Consider the following 16,023-nt stretch of genomic DNA (forward strand, 5'->3'; position numbering starts at 1 on the left):
CCAGACTCCTAACCCGCCACAGACAGCTCGAACCACACTGTTTTGCCCGTCCTGCCGTGCCGGGTGCCCCAACGCCGCGACGTGCACGCCACCAGTTGCAGCCCCCGGCCCCCCTCGTCCTCGGGGGCCGCGGCGCGCTCCTGGGGCGGGTCGGGCACCGGATCGGACACCTCGACCAGGAGATCGCCCCCGCTCTTGAGGACCATGCGCACCCCGATGGGCCCGCTGGCGTAGCGCAGGGAGTTGGTCACCAGCTCACTGACGAGCAGCACGGCCAGGTCGGCGGCGGATTCCAGCCCCCACTCCCGGAGTGTCTCGCGGACCACGGCGCGGGCGGTGCGCACGGAGCCGGGCTCGGCCGGGAAACTCCACTCGGCGATGGGGGAACCGGAGATCACACCGCGCCGGGGCGCGTAGGACGCGGACTCGGGGGCCCCTGCCGCTGCGCTGTCGCTCACGCCGATCACTTCCCAGCCCGTGCGAACACCCTCCGGATCGTCCGTGGTGAGGGGGTAAACAGCACATACCCGGTATCAGGGCTGCAATATCGCCCTCAATAGCGCACTGTGGCACAAACGGCGTATTGAGGCGGACGGGGGCTCGCCCCGTACGCCCCGTACGGCGCGGGGGTACTCCGAGGCGCCACCTCGTGCCGCCGGCCCCGGAGACGGCCTCGGTGGCGGCCCCGTACGAGGGAACCGCTCCGGTCCGATGATCGGCCCGTATGGGCGAGGAGAGGGCAGGAGGCGGCTGGGGGCGGGCGGGGTGCGGGTGCGGGTGCGGGTGCGGCACGCTTCCGGATCTCGGGCGCGTACGAGTCCCCGCTCAGGCGCCGGATACGTAGGCGTCCCCGCTCAGGCGCCGAATGCGTACGCGTTCCCGCTCACGCCCCGGCCGCGTAAGCGCTTGCGCTCAGGCACCGGACGGGCATGCGTCCCCGCTCACGCCTCGGCCGCGTAAGCGCTTCCGCTCAAGCGCCGCATCGCCTCCGCGACCGCCGGGCGGTCCTGGTCGAGCCAGTCGACCTCGTGCTCCTGGTCCGGCGCCAGCCAGCGCAGCGCGTCATGGTCCTGGAGGGCGCGGGGCTCGCCGGACACCAGCCGGGCCGTCCACACCCACAGGACGAGCCCGGGACGCAGCGCCCACTCCCCCGGGATGCGCTCCACCGGTTCGGCCTCGATCCCCAGCTCCTCGCGCAGTTCGCGCGTCAGCGCCTCCTCTGGCGTCTCGCCGGGCTCCACCTTGCCGCCGGGCAGCTCCCAGCGCCCGGCCAGCGCGGCCGGGGCGCTGCGCCGCGCGGCCAGCAGCCTGCCGCCGTCGAGCACCGCCGCGCCCACCACCACACGTACGTCCGTCATGCGCGGCAGCCTACGTCCCCCTGCCACCGTCCCCGCACGTCAGGTGGCGGCGTGGTCCACCCGCTCCACGACGTACAGCCGCCCGTGGCTGCGGGTGTCGAGCCGGTCGGCCACCTGCTCCGCTTCCGCGCGGGTGGCGTAGCGGCCGACGCGATAGCGGTTGCCGCCCTCGTCCTGACGAATGACGAGCCAGGGCAGCACCGCGCCACTGTCGGTCATCGCGCCCCTCCGTCCGCCGTCCGGCGCGCCGTCGCGCGCCCCTCCCGATCTGATGCCGAAACCGCATACCGCATATGCCCGAGCCTACGCCCGACCTTTACGCACCGGATACGGCTTTGCACAAAGAGATACCGAACCGGCCATCAGGCCGTGCACGAGAGGCGCCTGTAGTGCGTCCGGCCGCTCCCGGGTCCGTACGCGAACGGTCCGCCCTCACACGAACAGGCGCCGCCGGCGGCTCCTGCCACCGACGGCGCCCGTCGATTTCACTTCACCAGGGCCGCGAGGGGTTGCCCTGCGGTCACACCGCGCAGCCCTGCGAACGGCTCTGCGAACACCCTTGCAAAAGGCCCGGCAAAAGGCCCTGTCAGGCGGTCCCCGCCTCGCACTTGGCGTCCGGCTTGGCGTCGGTCTTCGCACCGTCCGCGCCCGGCTCCCCGGCCGCCTCGGCCTCGGCCGCCGCCAGCGACTCCGCCTCGGCCTGGACCAGCGTCGGGTTGCGCCAGGAGCTGCGGACGCCCCAGACGTAGAAGAGGAGGCCGATCACCGCGACCACGAGGATGTCCCAGCCCGCCGGCAGGTAGCCCTTGCCGCCGAACTCCTCGCCGCCCATGTACGAGACGCACGCCATGACCAGCAGGTACGCCACCATCCAGGCGCCCGCCTTCAGGTGCGGCTTCAGCTCGGCCCACGGCTTGCGCAGCTCGTACCAGGCCCAGACCGGCAGACCGACCGCCATGATCAGGATGACCTTGCCGGTGAGCGGCCAGCGGCCCCAGTACAGGACGAGCGAGCCGAAGACCATCGCGATGGGCGCGATGACCGGCATGATCTTCAGCTTCACCGGCCGCTTGATGTCGGGCGCGAGCCGGCGCAGCGACATCACCGCGACGGGGCCGGTGATGTACGAGATGACGGTGGCCACCGAGACGATCTCGGCGAGCGAGCCCCAGCCGCGGAAGACCGCGAGGAACAGGAAGGCGATGAACAGGTTGAGGACCAGCGCCGGACGCGGCACACCGGTCTTCTTGTCGACCCGGCCGAAGATCTTCGGCAGGTGGCCGTTCTCCTGCACGCCGTGGATCATCCGCGAGGTGGTCGCGGCGTAGATCATGCCCGTGCCGGACGGGGAGACGAAGGCGTCCGCGTACAGCAGCAGCGCCAGCCAGTTCAGGCCCCAGGCGATGGCGAGGTCGGCGAGCGGCGAGTTGTAGCCGAGGTGCGCCCAGCCGCCGGCGGACTCCAGCTTGCCGCCGGGGACGGCCATCAGGAAGGCGACCTGGAGCGCCACGTAGATGACGAGCGCGATGATGATCGAGTAGACGACGGCCTTGGGCAGCGACTTGCCCGGGTTACGCGCCTCGCCGGCCATGTTCAGCGGCGACTGGAAGCCGTTGTAGGCCCAGACGATGCCGGAGAGGGCGACGGCCGAGAAGACCGCGCTCCAGCCGTTCGGCGTGAAACCGCCGTGCTCCTTGATGTTGGCGGTGTCGAAGTGCGCCAGCATCAGCGCGCTGGCGGTCAGCACCGGCACCACGACCTTGAAGATCGTGATCGCGGTGTTGGTCTTCGCGAAGAGGGAGATCGCGAACCAGTTCAGGAAGAAGTAGAAGATCAGCAGGACGCTGGCCAGGGCGACACCGGTGCCGGTCAGCTCCTTGCCGTCGTAGAGCGCCTTGGTCCACTCGAAGTCCCAGGAGCTCATGTACTGGACGGAGGCGGTCGCCTCCCCGGGTATGACCGAGACGATCGCGATCCAGTTGGCCCAGGCGGCGAGGTAGCCGGCCAGCGAGCCGTGCGAGTACTGGCCGTAGCGGACCATGCCGCCCGCCTTCGGGAACATCGAGCCCAGCTCGGTGTAGGTGAGGGCGATCGTGAGCGCAACGGCCGCGCCGATGACCCACGCGAGGATGGCGGCGGGACCGGCGATGGCAGCGGCCCGCTCGGCCCCGAAGAGCCAGCCGGAACCGATGATCGACCCAAGACCCGTGGCGGTCAGGGCAATGGTCCCGAGGGACCGTCGGTAATTCGAGTGGGAGCCCTGCTCCGCGCTCTGGGTCTGCGTCGTGCTCAACGTGCTTGGTCTCCTGATCTTCCCCCGTGCCGTGCACAAACTTCGCCATCGTAAGAGCGAATTGGAAGATCGGATTCCCAAGCGGGGTCAAAACTCGGGTCTGGCTGAAGGTGTGTGAGGTTTCCAACACAACAATTGGCTGGGCAAATCCGGACATACACCCTTTTAGGGGGTGGCTACTTGCGGGTTACGCGTCAGTACGCAACGTGCGATCTTGGGTCTGGAACCGCCGAAATTGCTCTGAGGGAACGGGTTTCGGCCATTGATGGGGTGGGAAGGAGGCGCTGAATGTGGTGGAGGGCGGCTTCTGGGGGTCTCTTCGGGGGCTCCCTTCGGGGGGCGGAACGGGGCGCCGGAACGGGGGCGGTGGGTTGAGAGGTGGCGGGCGAGAGCCGACGGACGGGAGCGGGCGAGAGCCGACGGACGGGAGCGGGCGGGCGAGCCAGCGGGCAGAAAGGTGGGACAGGCAGGTGGGACAGACAGGCAGCGGACCGGTAGAGCCTTACGGGGACCCACGGCCGACCGGGCCCGGCTGGACCCGCAACCGCCGCCAGGCGTCCCATGGACCGGGCTCCGCCACCAAGCGCCCCGTGAACCGGTAACCACCGCCAGGCGCCCCGTGGACCGGCGACCCCACCAAGCGCCCCCGTGAACCAGCGACCCCCACCAAGCGCCCCATAGACCAACAACCACCACCAAGCGCCCCGTGGACCGGCGACCACCACCAGGCGCCCCGGCGCGATCCCGCCCCGGCCTCCAATGCACCGGCTATCGCACCGGCCATTGCATCGGCTACTGCACTGGCCATCGCATCCCGCTACCGCGCCCCGCTATCGCACCAGCCAGTGCACCCGCTAATGCACCCGCTAATGCACCGGCAGGTGATACGCGACCCGATGGCGGTCGGCGAGCGTGACGACGTCGGCGGTCTCCACCGGGCGGCCACCCGCGAAGTACGTACGCGAGATGACCAGCACCGCGTGGCCCGGCACCCCGCCCAGCGCCATGGCCTCCTCCGCCAGGCCCGGACGCGCGCCGACCTCCTCGACGACGTTGTCCACGATCACGTCGATGGCCGCCATCCGCTCCACCACGCCGCGCCCGGCCAGCGGACCCTCCTCAGGCAGCATGACCGGGGTGCGTCCCGTCAGGTCCAGCGGCTCCCAGGAGGTCGAGAGCATGGACGGCTCACCCTCCGCGCGGAAGAGATAACGCGTGCGCATCACCCGGTCGCCCACCTGGATGCGCAGCCGGGACGCGACGACCGGGCCGGCCTCCTCCCGCTCGCTGCTGGACTCCCAGGTGCCCTTCACCCGCTCGTCGGCCTGCTCCTGCCGGAACGGTGTGGCGCCCACGCCGGTGCGGTAGCCGGCGCGGGCGATGCGGCGCGGGACGGGCTGCTCTCGTACGTACGTCCCGGACCCGGAGCGGCCCTCCACCAGCCCCTCGGCCATCAGGACCTTGCGGGCCTCCAGGGCGACGGTGTCGGAGACGCCGTACTCCTCGCGGATGCGCGCCTGGGAGGGGAGGCGGGTGTGCGGGGGCAGCACACCTTCGACGATCTTCTGGCGCAGGTCGCCGGCGACGCGGAGGTACGCGGGCTGCTCACCGAAAGGCACATGCCCCTCCCAACAGCTTGACAGTCAGCAACAGCGTGGCAACCGCGCGTTGTTGACCGCAAGCCTGGGCCAGTAATTCACTCGAAGTGATGAAGCCCAGCTCAACCAAGGTGCCGATCATCGAAGTTGGCCACTTCAAGACGCGCTTTCCCGGCGGCCCGGCGCGGCCGTACGTTTCGTGCGAAAGTCGGTACGACACGTCGGCCGACAGCCCGGTACGACACGCCCTGCGCGCCGATCGGCGCCCGAGCGGTACGGGAAGGAGCCCACCGTGCCCGACGACACCCACAGCGGCACCGAACTGCCCTCCGCTCCTCCCCTCTCCCCCATGCCGGAGGACTGGCAGCGCGCCCTCGCCGTCGTCGCGCACCCCGACGACCTCGAATACGGCGCGGCCGCCGCCGTCGCCGAGTGGACGGCGGCCGGCCGCGAGATCACGTACCTCCTGGTCACGCGCGGTGAGGCGGGGATCGACGGCCTCGGCCCCCAGGAGTGCGCCACGATCCGCGAGGCGGAGCAGCGGGCGAGCGCCGCCGTGGTCGGCGTACGGACGGTGGAGTTCCTGGACGGGCACCAGGACGGCGTCATCGAGGCCGGGCTGCCGCTGCGGCGCGACCTGTCGGCCGCCATCCGCCGGTACCGCCCGGAACTGCTGATCACCCTCAACCACCACGACACCTGGGGCGAGGTCGCCTGGAACACCCCCGACCACCGGGTGGTGGGCCGCGCCGCCCTGGACGCGGCGGGCGACGCCGGCAACCGCTGGATCTTCCCCGATCTGACATCCGAACCCGGTCTCTCCCCCTGGGACGGCGTCCGGTGGGTGGCGGTGGCCGGGTCCCCGTACCCCACCCACGCGAAGGAGGTCGGCCCCGGTATCGAGCGGGCCGTCGCCTCCCTGGCCGAGCACCGCGCGTACATCACCGGCCTGGAAGGCGCCGGCCAGGACCCGGCCGCCTACGCCCGCGGCTTCCTCGAACCCATGCTGCGCCAGGCAGGCGACCAGTACCGCGGCACCCCCGCCACCCTTTTCCAGCTCTACCCCCGCTAAGACCGGGCCTTCCACTCCCCCGCCCCCACACGCCGGACAAAATCCGCCACCAAACCAGCGACCTCCCGCGGCCGCTGCAGCAACATCGCATGCGTGGCGTCCACCCCCACCACCTCGACCCACCTCTCGCTACGCGCCAACTCGTCCAAATCGGCGTGCAACCCCTTCACATACGCCGCCATCAATTCATCCACCCAAGGCATACCGGGCGTAGAGGGATTGGGCCGCAACGCCCGCGCGATCAACAAAGGCCGCCGCACCCGCCGATAAAGCCCGAACAAATCAATCCCCGCCATGGCCTCCTGCATCCCGAGCCCCGCCACCCGCTCAGGCCGCAGATAAACCTCCCCCTCCGCATTCCACACAGTTCCCCGCCGCACCCCCGCCTCCAACACCCCAGCCGATATACCCAACTCTTCCGCCATAGCAGCGTTATAGGCCAACACGCCCTCCAGCCCACCTCCCGGCAAGGGCCGCCCCATCGCCGCCTCAGCAATTTCCCGAGCTTCCGCCAACCGCCGCACCACATACGCCCTCTCCAACCCCACATACTGCTCGGGCCGCCCCATCCCGTGCCCATCCAGGTTCACCGCACCAGGCGTCCCGTCCAGCTCCTCCAAGCAACAAGCCGCGACCATCCCACCCAACGAGTGCCCCACCACCACGGCATCCGCAATCCCGAACCTCTCCAACACGGCCGCCACATCCGCGACCGCCGCCTCAAACGTCCAAGGCCGTTCCCCACCCCCGGACTTCCCATGCCCCCGCAAGTCCATGGCCACCACCCGATGCCCCTCAGCCACCAGCAGCGGCGCCACAAGCTCCCAATCCACCAGGTTCCGCCCGGCCCCGTGCAGAAGAAGCAGGGGCACCCCGTCCCCACCGTGATCCCGCACAGCGATCTCCACACCGTCCGGCGCGGCAACCCGAATGTCCTCAACGTCATGCGCAGCAGTCATGCCCCCACGCTAGGCCGCCGAAAACCTCCCAAGATCATCCGCAAGAACGTAGATTTCCGGCCCCCGCGCGGCCCATAATGGATCTACCGCACCCGGCGAACCGCACCATGCCGGGACGTCCCGCGTCAGCTCTGCCCAGTGACCTGGGGTACGACAACGGCAGCGACCGCGGAAACCAGCCCGCCGACAGCGATCACCCCGGCGAACTTCTCCTTGGCGTTGGGAAAGACTGCTTGCGTGAGATCGCCAGCTTTGCTGCGCAAGACGATCAGTTTCATCTTCTGCCACCTGTGCTGACGAAGTTCGCACCCCATGAGGATGCCCGCAGCATTTTTCCGGCAGTACGTTTTCCCGTCACGATTCACAGCACCACACCATGTCGGAACCTGAAACAGCGCAAAGGCGCTGACGGCCAACGACAGAATGATGATGAGCAGCCCGGACCCACCATTACCCCAGGCAGCAACCAAGACACCGGCGGCTACATAACCCCAGTACGCACGAATCCCCCTCATATTCACGAAATATACCCTCGGCATTTCCCCTTGAACAGGGCGCACGCAATCCGGCACGCGAGCCGTTGTGCGCCGGGCTCGTGACCTGAATTCCACGCCGGCATTGCCACGGTGCAGCCGGGTACCATCACTCCCGGCACAGCCGTCTCATCGCCGCCCTGCCCACCGCGCTCATGGCGCAGGCACCGACCGACTTCGAGGTCGAGCGGAAAATGACCATCCGGCTCAACGACCGATCAGCCTCGCCCTGGACGGTCTCGTCCCGGCTCAGCGCCGCGGCTGAAGAAGAGCACGCCAAAGGGCCGGTCCCGAAGGAGCCGGCCCTTGCAAACGCGAGAGAAGCTGAAGCGTCCGGTCAGACGTTGAAGCGGAACTCCACCACATCCCCGTCCTGCATCACATAATCCTTGCCCTCCATGCGCGCCTTTCCGGCAGCGCGGGCTTCGGCTACGGAGCCCGTTTCGACGAGGTCGTCGAAGGAGATCACCTCGGCCTTGATGAAGCCCTTCTGGAAATCGGTGTGAATCACACCCGCCGCCTCAGGCGCCGTCGCGCCCTTCTTGATGGTCCAGGCTCGGGTTTCCTTGGGGCCGGCGGTGAGGTAGGTCTGGAGGCCGAGGGTGTTGAAGCCTACGTGGGCGAGGGTGGCGAGGCCGGGTTCTTCCTGGCCTACGGACTGGAGGAGTTCGAGGGCTTCGGACTCGTCGAGTTCGGCCAGGTCGGCTTCCAGCTTGGCGTTCAGGAAGATGGCTTCGGCGGGGGCGACGAGGGCGCGCTGCTCGTTCCTGAAGTCCTCGTCGGTCAGCTCGTCCTCGTCGACGTTGAAGACGTAGAGGAAGGGCTTGGTGGTGAGGAGGTGGAGGTCGTGCAGGAGCTCGGAGTTCTCGGCGCCCTGGACGATGCCGGCGGAGAAGAGGGTGCGGCCCTCCTCCAGGATGGCCTTGGCCTCCTCGACCGCCTTGACCTTCGGGGCCACGTCCTTCTTGATGCGCGACTCCTTCTGGAGGCGCGGCAGTACCTTCTCGATGGTCTGGAGGTCGGCGAGGATCAGCTCGGTGTTGATGGTCTCGATGTCGTCCTTGGGCGAGACCTTGCCGTCGACGTGGACGACGTTCTCGTCCTTGAAGGCGCGGATGACCTGGCAGATCGCGTCGGACTCGCGGATGTTCGCCAGGAACTTGTTGCCCAGGCCCTCGCCCTCGGAGGCGCCGCGGACGATGCCGGCGATGTCGACGAAGTCGACGGTGGCCGGGAGGATCTTCTGCGAGCCGAAGATCTCGGCCAGCTTGGCCAGCCGCGGGTCGGGGACGCCGACGACGCCGACGTTGGGCTCGATGGTGGCGAACGGGTAGTTGGCCGCCAGCACGTCGTTCTTGGTCAGGGCGTTGAACATGGTCGACTTGCCGACATTCGGCAGACCGACGATTCCGATCGTGAGCGACACGGTGGCGACTTCCCGGAGAGGATGCGAGTGGACTGGGCGACGGTGCGTACGGCCCGCTGCGGGGCCGGGGCGGCCGTAAGGGGTGCGGTCCATGGAGGACCGGTCGTCCAGTCTACGGGGCGGGGGAAGGGCCCCGGGTGGGCGGTGGAGGTGCGGGCGTCGTGCGGGGTAGGGGCATGCCCCGGGCGGTGCGGGTACTGGGCGGTCATGCGGGGCGGAGGCACATCCCGGGCGGTGGAGGTACCAGGCGGTCGTACGGGCGGTCATACGGGACGGGCACGCCCCCGGCCGTGGAGGTACGGGCGGTCATACGGGACGGGCACGCCCCCGGCCGTGGAGGTACGGGCGGTCGTACAGGGCGGGGGCACGCCCCGGTCACGGCGGCGCAAGGCCTCCTTCGCGTACGTTGCGTCACACCCATCAGGTGATTTGTACGCCGAATGGTCCGGTCAGGTCAGTCGAAACGCGTGTCCTGTAACCGATTAATCCCACTTGGCGGCCTACCGTTGCCGAGTGGAGCAACACAGAGCGCGCAGCCCTCAGCACAGTCCGCCCCGGACCGTTCGTCCGGCAGCGGGCCAGGACGCACGGCTTCCCCGTCCCGCGGAGGCCGTGCCGCCGAACGCTCCGGACGCCCGGGGCGCGGCGAACACCCCGGGTGCCCCGCGGGCCCCGGGCGGACCGGGTGCCCCACGTGCGCCGGGCGCGGCGGGGCCCGGCGGCGAGACCTCGACCGTCTATCGCGTGCGGGCCCGCCGGCGCGGCCCGCTGGCGCCGCTGGCTTCGGCCGCCGCGCGGCTGCCCTCGCCCCGGCTCACCGGCCTGGGCTGCGGCCTGCTCGGCACCCTCGTCCTGTTCGCCTTCGCCTTCTTCGACCAGTTGCTGTTCGACGGCGCGCCGACGGCGTACGGGGTCTGCTTCGTCCTGGTGAGCGTGTGCGCCGGGCTGTGGGTACGGCCGTACGACCTGATCACGGCGCCGATCGCGCTGCCGATCATGTTCACCCTCGGCACCGTGCCGATCAGCCACCACACGGGCGGGTTCGCCGGGCTGCTGATGGGCGTCTTCACGGTGCTGGCGACACAGGCGGGCTGGCTGTTCACGGGGACGCTGGTCTGCGCGCTGATCGTCGCCGTACGGAAGGCGGCGGCCATCGCGCGGCGGCAGGCCGAGCGGCAGGCGCAGCGACAGGTGGCGCGGGCGCAGAGCCGGGAGTCCGGGAAGGGCAAGGGCGCGAGCGGCGCGGCCGGGAAGCCCCCCGGCCAGACGTCGGGCCCGGTGTCCGGGCGATGGCAGCGGAGGCGCGGGCAGGTGGACGAGGGGCCGGGCCCAGGGCAGCGGCCGGGGCTGGCCCAGGGGTCGCACCACCCCCGCAGCCCCGGGCCACGGGCGGGCCAGGTCAGGGATCGGCCGGCCAGCCGACCTGCGACGTAGACGTAGAGGTAGAGGTAGAGCCGTCGGGGGGAGGGGACGAGGACGAGGACGAGGCGGGGGTGGCCAGGGGGCCCGCTGACGCGCCGGCGCCGGCCGGGGCCGCCGCACCGTCCCGGCTCGCGCCCCCGGCCGCCATCGCCGCGCCCACGATGCCCGCGTTGTTCTGGAGCTGCGCGGGCACGATCTCCGCCCGGATGCCCTCGATCAGCGGCAGGAACTTCGCCGCCTTGCGGCTGACGCCGCCGCCGATCACGAACAGCCGGGGCGAGAAGAGCATCTCCACGTGGGCGAGGTATTTCTGCACGCGGTGCGCCCACTCCTGCCAGCTCAGGTCCTCGTCGTCCTTGACCTTGGTGGACGCCCGCTTCTCGGCGTCGTGGCCGTGCAGCTCCAGGTGGCCCAGCTCGGTGTTGGGGACCAGTTCGCCGTCGGTGAAGACGGCGCTGCCGATGCCGGTGCCGAAGGTGAGCACGATGACCGTGCCGCGGCGGCCCCGGCCCGCGCCGAAGCGCATCTCGGCCACGCCCGCCGCGTCCGCGTCGTTGAGGACGGTGACCGGGCAGCCGCCGGTCCCGTCACCGAGGCGGCCGGCCAGCAGCGCGGCGGCGTTCCGGTCGATCCATCCCTTGTCGACGTTGGCCGCCGTACGGGTGACGCCGTCGGTCACCACGCCGGGGAACGTCGCGCCGACCGGCCCCGACCAGCCGAAATGGTCCACGACCTGCTTGACGCAGTCCGCGACCGCGTCCGGGGTGGCCGGATGCGGGGTCAGCACCTTGAACCGCTCGTCCGCCAGGTCGCCGCGCTCCAGGTCGACCGGAGCGCCCTTGATGCCCGACCCGCCGATGTCCACACCAAAGACCTTCATGCCTAGAGGCTAGGCATGAACCGGTGGGTTCACCCCTCGGCCGCGGTTTTCGCCTCGGCGCGCAGGTCGCGGCGCAGCTCCTTGGGCAGCGAGAAGGTGATGGACTCCTCGGCGGCCTTGACGGTCTCGACGTCCTCGTAACCGCGCTCGGCGAGCCAGTCCAGAACGCCGTGCACCAGGATCTCGGGGACGGAGGCACCGGAGGTCAGGCCTACGGTGGTCACGCCCTCCAGCCAGCTCTCGTCGATCTCCTCGGCGCCGTCGACCAGATGGGCGGCGCCGGCACCCGCGCCGAGGGCGACCTCGACCAGGCGGACCGAGTTCGAGGAGTTCTTGGAGCCGACCACGATGACGAGGTCCGCCTGGGCGCCCATCTGCTTGACGGCGGTCTGGCGGTTCTGCGTGGCGTAGCAGATGTCGTCGCTGGGCGGGGAGAGGAGGTTCGGGTAGCGGCCCTTCAGGGCGTCGACCGTCTCCATGGTCTCGTCGACCGACAAGGTGGTCTGGGAGAGCCAGACGACCTTGTCCGGGTCGCGGACCTCGACGTTCGCCACGTCCTCCGGGCCGTCGACCAGGGTGATGTGGTCGGGGGCCTCGCCGCTGGTGCCGATGACCTCTTCGTGGCCCTCGTGGCCGATCAGGAGGATGTCGTAGTCCTCCTTGGCGTAACGGACGGCTTCCTTGTGGACCTTGGTGACCAGCGGGCAGGTGGCGTCGATGGTGGCGAGCTTGCCGCGCTTGGCCTCGTCGTGGACGACCGGCGCGACGCCGTGCGCGGAGAAGATGACGATGTTGCCCTCCGGCACCTCCGCCGTCTCGTCGACGAAGATCGCGCCCTTCTTCTCCAGGGTCTTGACCACGTACTTGTTGTGGACGATCTCGTGGCGCACGTAGACGGGCGCGCCGTACTGTTCCAAGGCTTTCTCGACGGCGATCACGGCACGGTCCACGCCCGCGCAATAACCACGCGGCGCGGCGAGCAGGACCCGGCGGCGGTCCTCGCGCGGCGTGGCGGCTCCGTCCGGAGCGCTGGCGGGCGACGGGCTGGGCGTAGCAGCAGTCATACGATCCATCGTACGGGGCGCACTTCGGGGTTCGTGCTGCCGTGGGGCGCGCCGGAGTGAACCCGGTGGCGGCAGGCGCACCGGAGTGAACCGGGTGGCGGGAGGTGCGCCGTACGGTAAGGGGCGCGCCGTACGGCAAGGGGCGTGCTGTACGAGGGCAGGACCGCGTCCTCGCCGGGTCACTCCCCCTGGCACGCCCGGTTCCGGTTCCAGTTCCGGTTCCTTCTGGCACGTCCGGTGCGGGCCCTTCTGACACGCCCGGTTTTCGTTCCCTTCCGACACGCCCGGTTCCGGCTCTTCCGGCCCGGCCGGTACCGGTCTCCCCTGACATGTCCCCTCCCCTGGCGCGTCACCTCACCCGGGGCGCGGGCTTGCCGGAAGCTGGAAGGCAGCCGACGATCATCGTCGGCACGTACGTCCCCCGCTGGAGTGACCGTCATGAGCGCACCGTCCGAGCCGAACCCGCCCTCCCGGCCGAAGCCGTCCTCCACACCAGATCCGTCCTCCCCGCCGAATCCGCCCTCCCCGCCGAGCGCGCCCTCCCCGCCACCGTCCGCCGGTGGGCCCCCCGGCGCGTCCACCGACGCCGGGCTCCGGCGCACGCTGACCTTCCGGGACCTGATCGTCTACGGGCTGCTGTTCATCGCCCCGATGGCGCCCGTCGGCATCTTCGGCACGCTCCAGGCCAAGTCGCACGGCGCGATCACCGTCGTCTACATCGTGGCGACCGTCGCGATGGCCTTCACCGCGTACTCATACGCGCAGATGGTGCGGGTCGCCCCGCAGGCCGGCTCGGTGTTCACCTACGCGCGGGTCGGGCTCGGCGACGGCGCGGGCTTCGTCGCGGGGTGGATGGCGATGCTCGACTACCTGCTGATCCCGGCGGTGGCGTACCTCTTCTCCGGCATCGCCATGCACGCGCTGGTGCCGTCCGTGCACCAGTGGGTGTGGACGGCGCTCGCGGTGGTCGTCACCACGCTGCTGAACCTCATGGGGGTACGGACGGCGGCGGTGGCCGGGTTCGTGGTGCTGGCGATGGAGCTGGCGGCGCTGGTGGTGTTCGTGGTGGCGGCGGTGTGGGTGCTGGCCACGGACGGGGCGCGGCGCGGGTGGTCGGTGCCGCTGACCGGTGAGGGCGGGTTCTCGACGAGCGCGGTGCTGGCCGCGGTGTCGGTGGCGGTGCTGTCGTATCTGGGGTTCGACGCGATCGCCGCGTTCGCGGAGGAGACCACGGGGAGTTCCGCGCGGGTGGCGCGGGCCGTGCTGACCTGCCTGGTGCTGGCGGGTGTGCTGTTCGCCGTACAGACCTACCTGGCGGCACTGCTCGCGCCGATGTCGGCGGCCGAGCTGGCGGCGAACCCCGCCGAGCAGGGTGACGCCTTCTACACGACCGCGAACACGGCCGTCGGCGAGTGGCTGCAGAAGCTGGTGGCGGCGAGCAAGGCGATCGGCGCGGCGTTCGCGGCGCTGGCGGGGCAGGCGGCGGCCGGGCGGCTGCTGTTCGCGATGGCGCGGGACCGGCGGCTGCCGGGCGCGATGTCGAAGGTGGACGCGGGCAGCGGGGTGCCGCGGCGGGCGCTGCTGGGCGCCGCGGTGGTGACGCTGGTCGCGGCGGTGTGGGCGGCCCGCCGCGACGACGGCCTGGACCACCTCTCCTCGATCGTCAACGTGGGCGCGCTGACCGCCTTCGGGCTGCTGCACGCCTCGGTGATCGGATGGTTCTGGGTACGCAAGCGGGCCGAGCGGCCGAACGTCCTCAAGCACGTCCTGGTGCCCCTGCTGGGCCTGGCGGTGGTGGTCGCCGTGATCGTGGAAGCGTCCGGGACCGCGCAGACCGTCGGGGCCGTCTGGTTGGTGGTGGGGCTGGTGGTGTTGGCCGTGCAGTACGGGCGCAGGAGGAGCGGTACGGCGGGCGACGCCGAGCGGTGAGCGGCAGGCACCGTCGAACGGTGAGCGGCAGGCGACGCCGAGCGGTGAGCGGCGGGCACCGTCGAACGATGAGCGGCAGGCGCCGTCGAACGGTTAGGGGCGGGCACCGTCGAACGGTGAGCGGCCGCCCACGCCGGAAACGGGCCTGTACGCGGTCGGCCTGGTACTGCCCCGCCCCGCCGCGCTCCCCTCCCCCCGCTCCGCGCCGCCCAGCGCTGTCAGTGCCTGCCTATACGCTCGTGGCATGAGTGTGAGGACGTCTGCGGAGGCGCCGATCCCCGTCGGCGAGGTGTCGCGGCTCATCGGGGGGTGGATCGACCGGCTGGGTGCCGTCTGGGTGGAGGGCCAGATCACGCAGCTGTCCCGGCGGCCGGGCGCCGGCGTGGTCTTCCTGACGCTGCGCGACCCGTCGTACGACATCTCGGTCAGCGTGACGTGCTACCGCCAGGTCTTCGACAAGATCGCCGACGTGGTGAGCGAGGGCGCGCGCGTCGTCGTGCACGCCAAGCCGGAGTGGTACGCGCCGCGCGGCCAGCTCTCGCTGCGCGCCGCCGAGATCAAGCCGGTGGGCGTCGGCGAGCTGCTGGCCCGGCTGGAGCAGCTGAAGAAGTCCCTCGCCGCGGAGGGCCTGTTCCGGGCGGAGCGCAAGCGCGGGCTGCCGTTCCTGCCGCAGCTGATCGGCCTGGTCTGCGGGCGGGCCAGCGCCGCCGAGCGCGACGTCCTGGAGAACGCCCGCCTGCGCTGGCCCGCGGTCCGTTTCGAGGTGCGCAACGTACCGGTGCAGGGGGTGCACGCGGTGCCCCAGGTCATCGAGGCGGTCAAGGAGCTGGACGCGCTGCCCGAGGTCGACGTGATCATCGTGGCGCGCGGCGGCGGCAGCGTCGAGGACCTGCTGCCGTTCTCGGACGAGCAGCTGGTCAGAGCGGTCGGCGCGGCCCGTACGCCGGTCGTCTCCGCGATCGGCCACGAGCCGGACTCACCGCTGCTCGACCTGGTCGCCGACCTGCGCGCCTCGACGCCGACGGACGCGGCGAAGAAGGTCGTACCGGACGTGGGCGAGGAGTTCGCCCGTATCCAGCAGCTGCGGGAACGGGCGCTGCGCGCGGTCGGCGGCTTCCTGGACCGCGAGGAGCGCGGCCTGGCCGCGGCGCTGAGCAGGCCCTCGATGGAGCGGCCCCACCGGATGGTCGAGGAGCGCGAGGACCAGGTCACGGCGCTGCTGGAGCGCGGTCGGCGGACGCTCGGGCATCTGCTCGACCGGGCCGACTCCGAGCTGTCGCACACTTTGGCGCGGGTGGTCGCCCTCTCCCCAAAGGCCACCCTGGAGCGCGGGTACGCGGTGCTCCAGAGGCCGGACGGCTCGGCCGTGCGCTCGCCCGACGAGGTCGCGCCGGAGGACGAGCTGCGAGCCCGGGTCGCCGAGGGCGAGTTCCGGGTACGGGTTTCCGGCGCACCGTCCGATGTCGGACCCCAGGATTAGGGTGGGAGC

At 70.8% G+C, this 16,023-nt stretch carries 14 protein-coding genes; 4 read left to right on the top strand and 10 right to left on the bottom strand.

Translation table 11 applies throughout. The features are described from left to right. Window positions 1–8: 8 nt before the first annotated feature. The 5 genes from CP973_RS34320 to CP973_RS34340 form a co-directional block, all read right to left on the bottom strand. Window positions 9–467: an ATP-binding protein gene (locus tag CP973_RS34320; RefSeq protein ID WP_150247797.1), complete on the bottom strand. Its 459-nt coding sequence runs from the start codon at window positions 465–467 to the stop codon at window positions 9–11. A 474-nt stretch (window positions 468–941) separates the two neighbouring features. Beyond that, window positions 942–1,358, bottom strand: coding sequence for a (deoxy)nucleoside triphosphate pyrophosphohydrolase (locus CP973_RS34325; RefSeq protein WP_208853352.1), 417 nt, complete (start codon window positions 1,356–1,358; stop codon window positions 942–944). 39 nt (window positions 1,359–1,397) lie between these two features. Then, window positions 1,398–1,577 (bottom strand): SPOR domain-containing protein, encoded by a 180-nt coding sequence (locus tag CP973_RS34330; protein ID WP_150247799.1) that lies wholly within the window; start codon window positions 1,575–1,577, stop codon window positions 1,398–1,400. Between the two features lie 367 nt (window positions 1,578–1,944). Next, a complete protein-coding gene (locus CP973_RS34335) occupies window positions 1,945–3,651 on the bottom strand; it encodes an APC family permease (RefSeq protein ID WP_150247801.1) in 1,707 nt (568 codons plus the stop codon). A gap of 866 nt (window positions 3,652–4,517) precedes the next feature. Beyond that, a complete protein-coding gene (locus CP973_RS34340) occupies window positions 4,518–5,270 on the bottom strand; it encodes a GntR family transcriptional regulator (protein WP_150247803.1) in 753 nt (250 codons plus the stop codon). A gap of 328 nt (window positions 5,271–5,598) precedes the next feature. On the opposite strand from CP973_RS34340, the gene CP973_RS34345 reads away from it, so the two are divergent. Further along, a complete protein-coding gene (locus CP973_RS34345) occupies window positions 5,599–6,321 on the top strand; it encodes a PIG-L deacetylase family protein (protein WP_150250691.1) in 723 nt (240 codons plus the stop codon). Here CP973_RS34345 and CP973_RS34350 read toward each other — a convergent pair. The 3 genes from CP973_RS34350 to ychF all read right to left on the bottom strand — a co-directional run bounded on the left by CP973_RS34350 (window position 6,318) and on the right by ychF (window position 9,239). After that, window positions 6,318–7,280 carry an alpha/beta fold hydrolase gene (locus tag CP973_RS34350; RefSeq protein WP_150247805.1) on the bottom strand — a complete coding sequence of 321 codons (963 nt, stop codon included), beginning with the start codon at window positions 7,278–7,280 and terminating at the stop codon, window positions 6,318–6,320. The two genes, CP973_RS34345 and CP973_RS34350, sit on opposite strands and share 4 nt — an antisense overlap. 125 nt (window positions 7,281–7,405) lie before the next feature. Continuing rightward, the gene (locus CP973_RS34355; protein WP_150247807.1) at window positions 7,406–7,795 is read right to left on the bottom strand and encodes a hypothetical protein; all 390 of its coding nucleotides are present in this window, start codon (window positions 7,793–7,795) and stop codon (window positions 7,406–7,408) included. Window positions 7,796–8,150: 355 nt separating this feature from the next. After that, complete coding sequence (gene ychF, locus CP973_RS34365) at window positions 8,151–9,239, bottom strand: redox-regulated ATPase YchF (RefSeq protein ID WP_150247809.1); 1,089 nt, start codon at window positions 9,237–9,239, stop codon at window positions 8,151–8,153. Window positions 9,240–9,983: 744 nt separating this feature from the next. Between ychF and CP973_RS40260 the strand changes: the two genes are divergently transcribed. Continuing rightward, window positions 9,984–10,673, top strand: coding sequence for a DUF6542 domain-containing protein (locus tag CP973_RS40260; RefSeq protein ID WP_167538564.1), 690 nt, complete (start codon window positions 9,984–9,986; stop codon window positions 10,671–10,673). On the opposite strand, the gene ppgK is transcribed toward CP973_RS40260, so the two are convergent. Continuing rightward, on the bottom strand, window positions 10,639–11,541 hold the full coding sequence (gene ppgK, locus CP973_RS34375) for a polyphosphate--glucose phosphotransferase (protein WP_150247811.1): 903 nt from the start codon (window positions 11,539–11,541) through the stop codon (window positions 10,639–10,641). The two genes, CP973_RS40260 and ppgK, sit on opposite strands and share 35 nt — an antisense overlap. 29 nt (window positions 11,542–11,570) lie before the next feature. Continuing rightward, window positions 11,571–12,614 (bottom strand): 4-hydroxy-3-methylbut-2-enyl diphosphate reductase, encoded by a 1,044-nt coding sequence (locus CP973_RS34380; protein WP_150247813.1) that lies wholly within the window; start codon window positions 12,612–12,614, stop codon window positions 11,571–11,573. 429 nt (window positions 12,615–13,043) lie between these two features. Here CP973_RS34380 and CP973_RS34385 point away from each other — a divergent pair, with 429 nt between their 5' ends. Next, complete coding sequence (locus CP973_RS34385; protein ID WP_208853353.1) at window positions 13,044–14,534, top strand: APC family permease; 1,491 nt, start codon at window positions 13,044–13,046, stop codon at window positions 14,532–14,534. A 244-nt stretch (window positions 14,535–14,778) separates the two neighbouring features. Next, window positions 14,779–16,014 carry an exodeoxyribonuclease VII large subunit gene (xseA, locus tag CP973_RS34390; protein WP_150247815.1) on the top strand — a complete coding sequence of 412 codons (1,236 nt, stop codon included), beginning with the start codon at window positions 14,779–14,781 and terminating at the stop codon, window positions 16,012–16,014. Window positions 16,015–16,023: the final 9 nt, after the last annotated feature.

This window comes from Streptomyces albofaciens JCM 4342, from assembly GCF_008634025.1.
Lineage (GTDB): Bacteria > Actinomycetota > Actinomycetes > Streptomycetales > Streptomycetaceae > Streptomyces > Streptomyces albofaciens.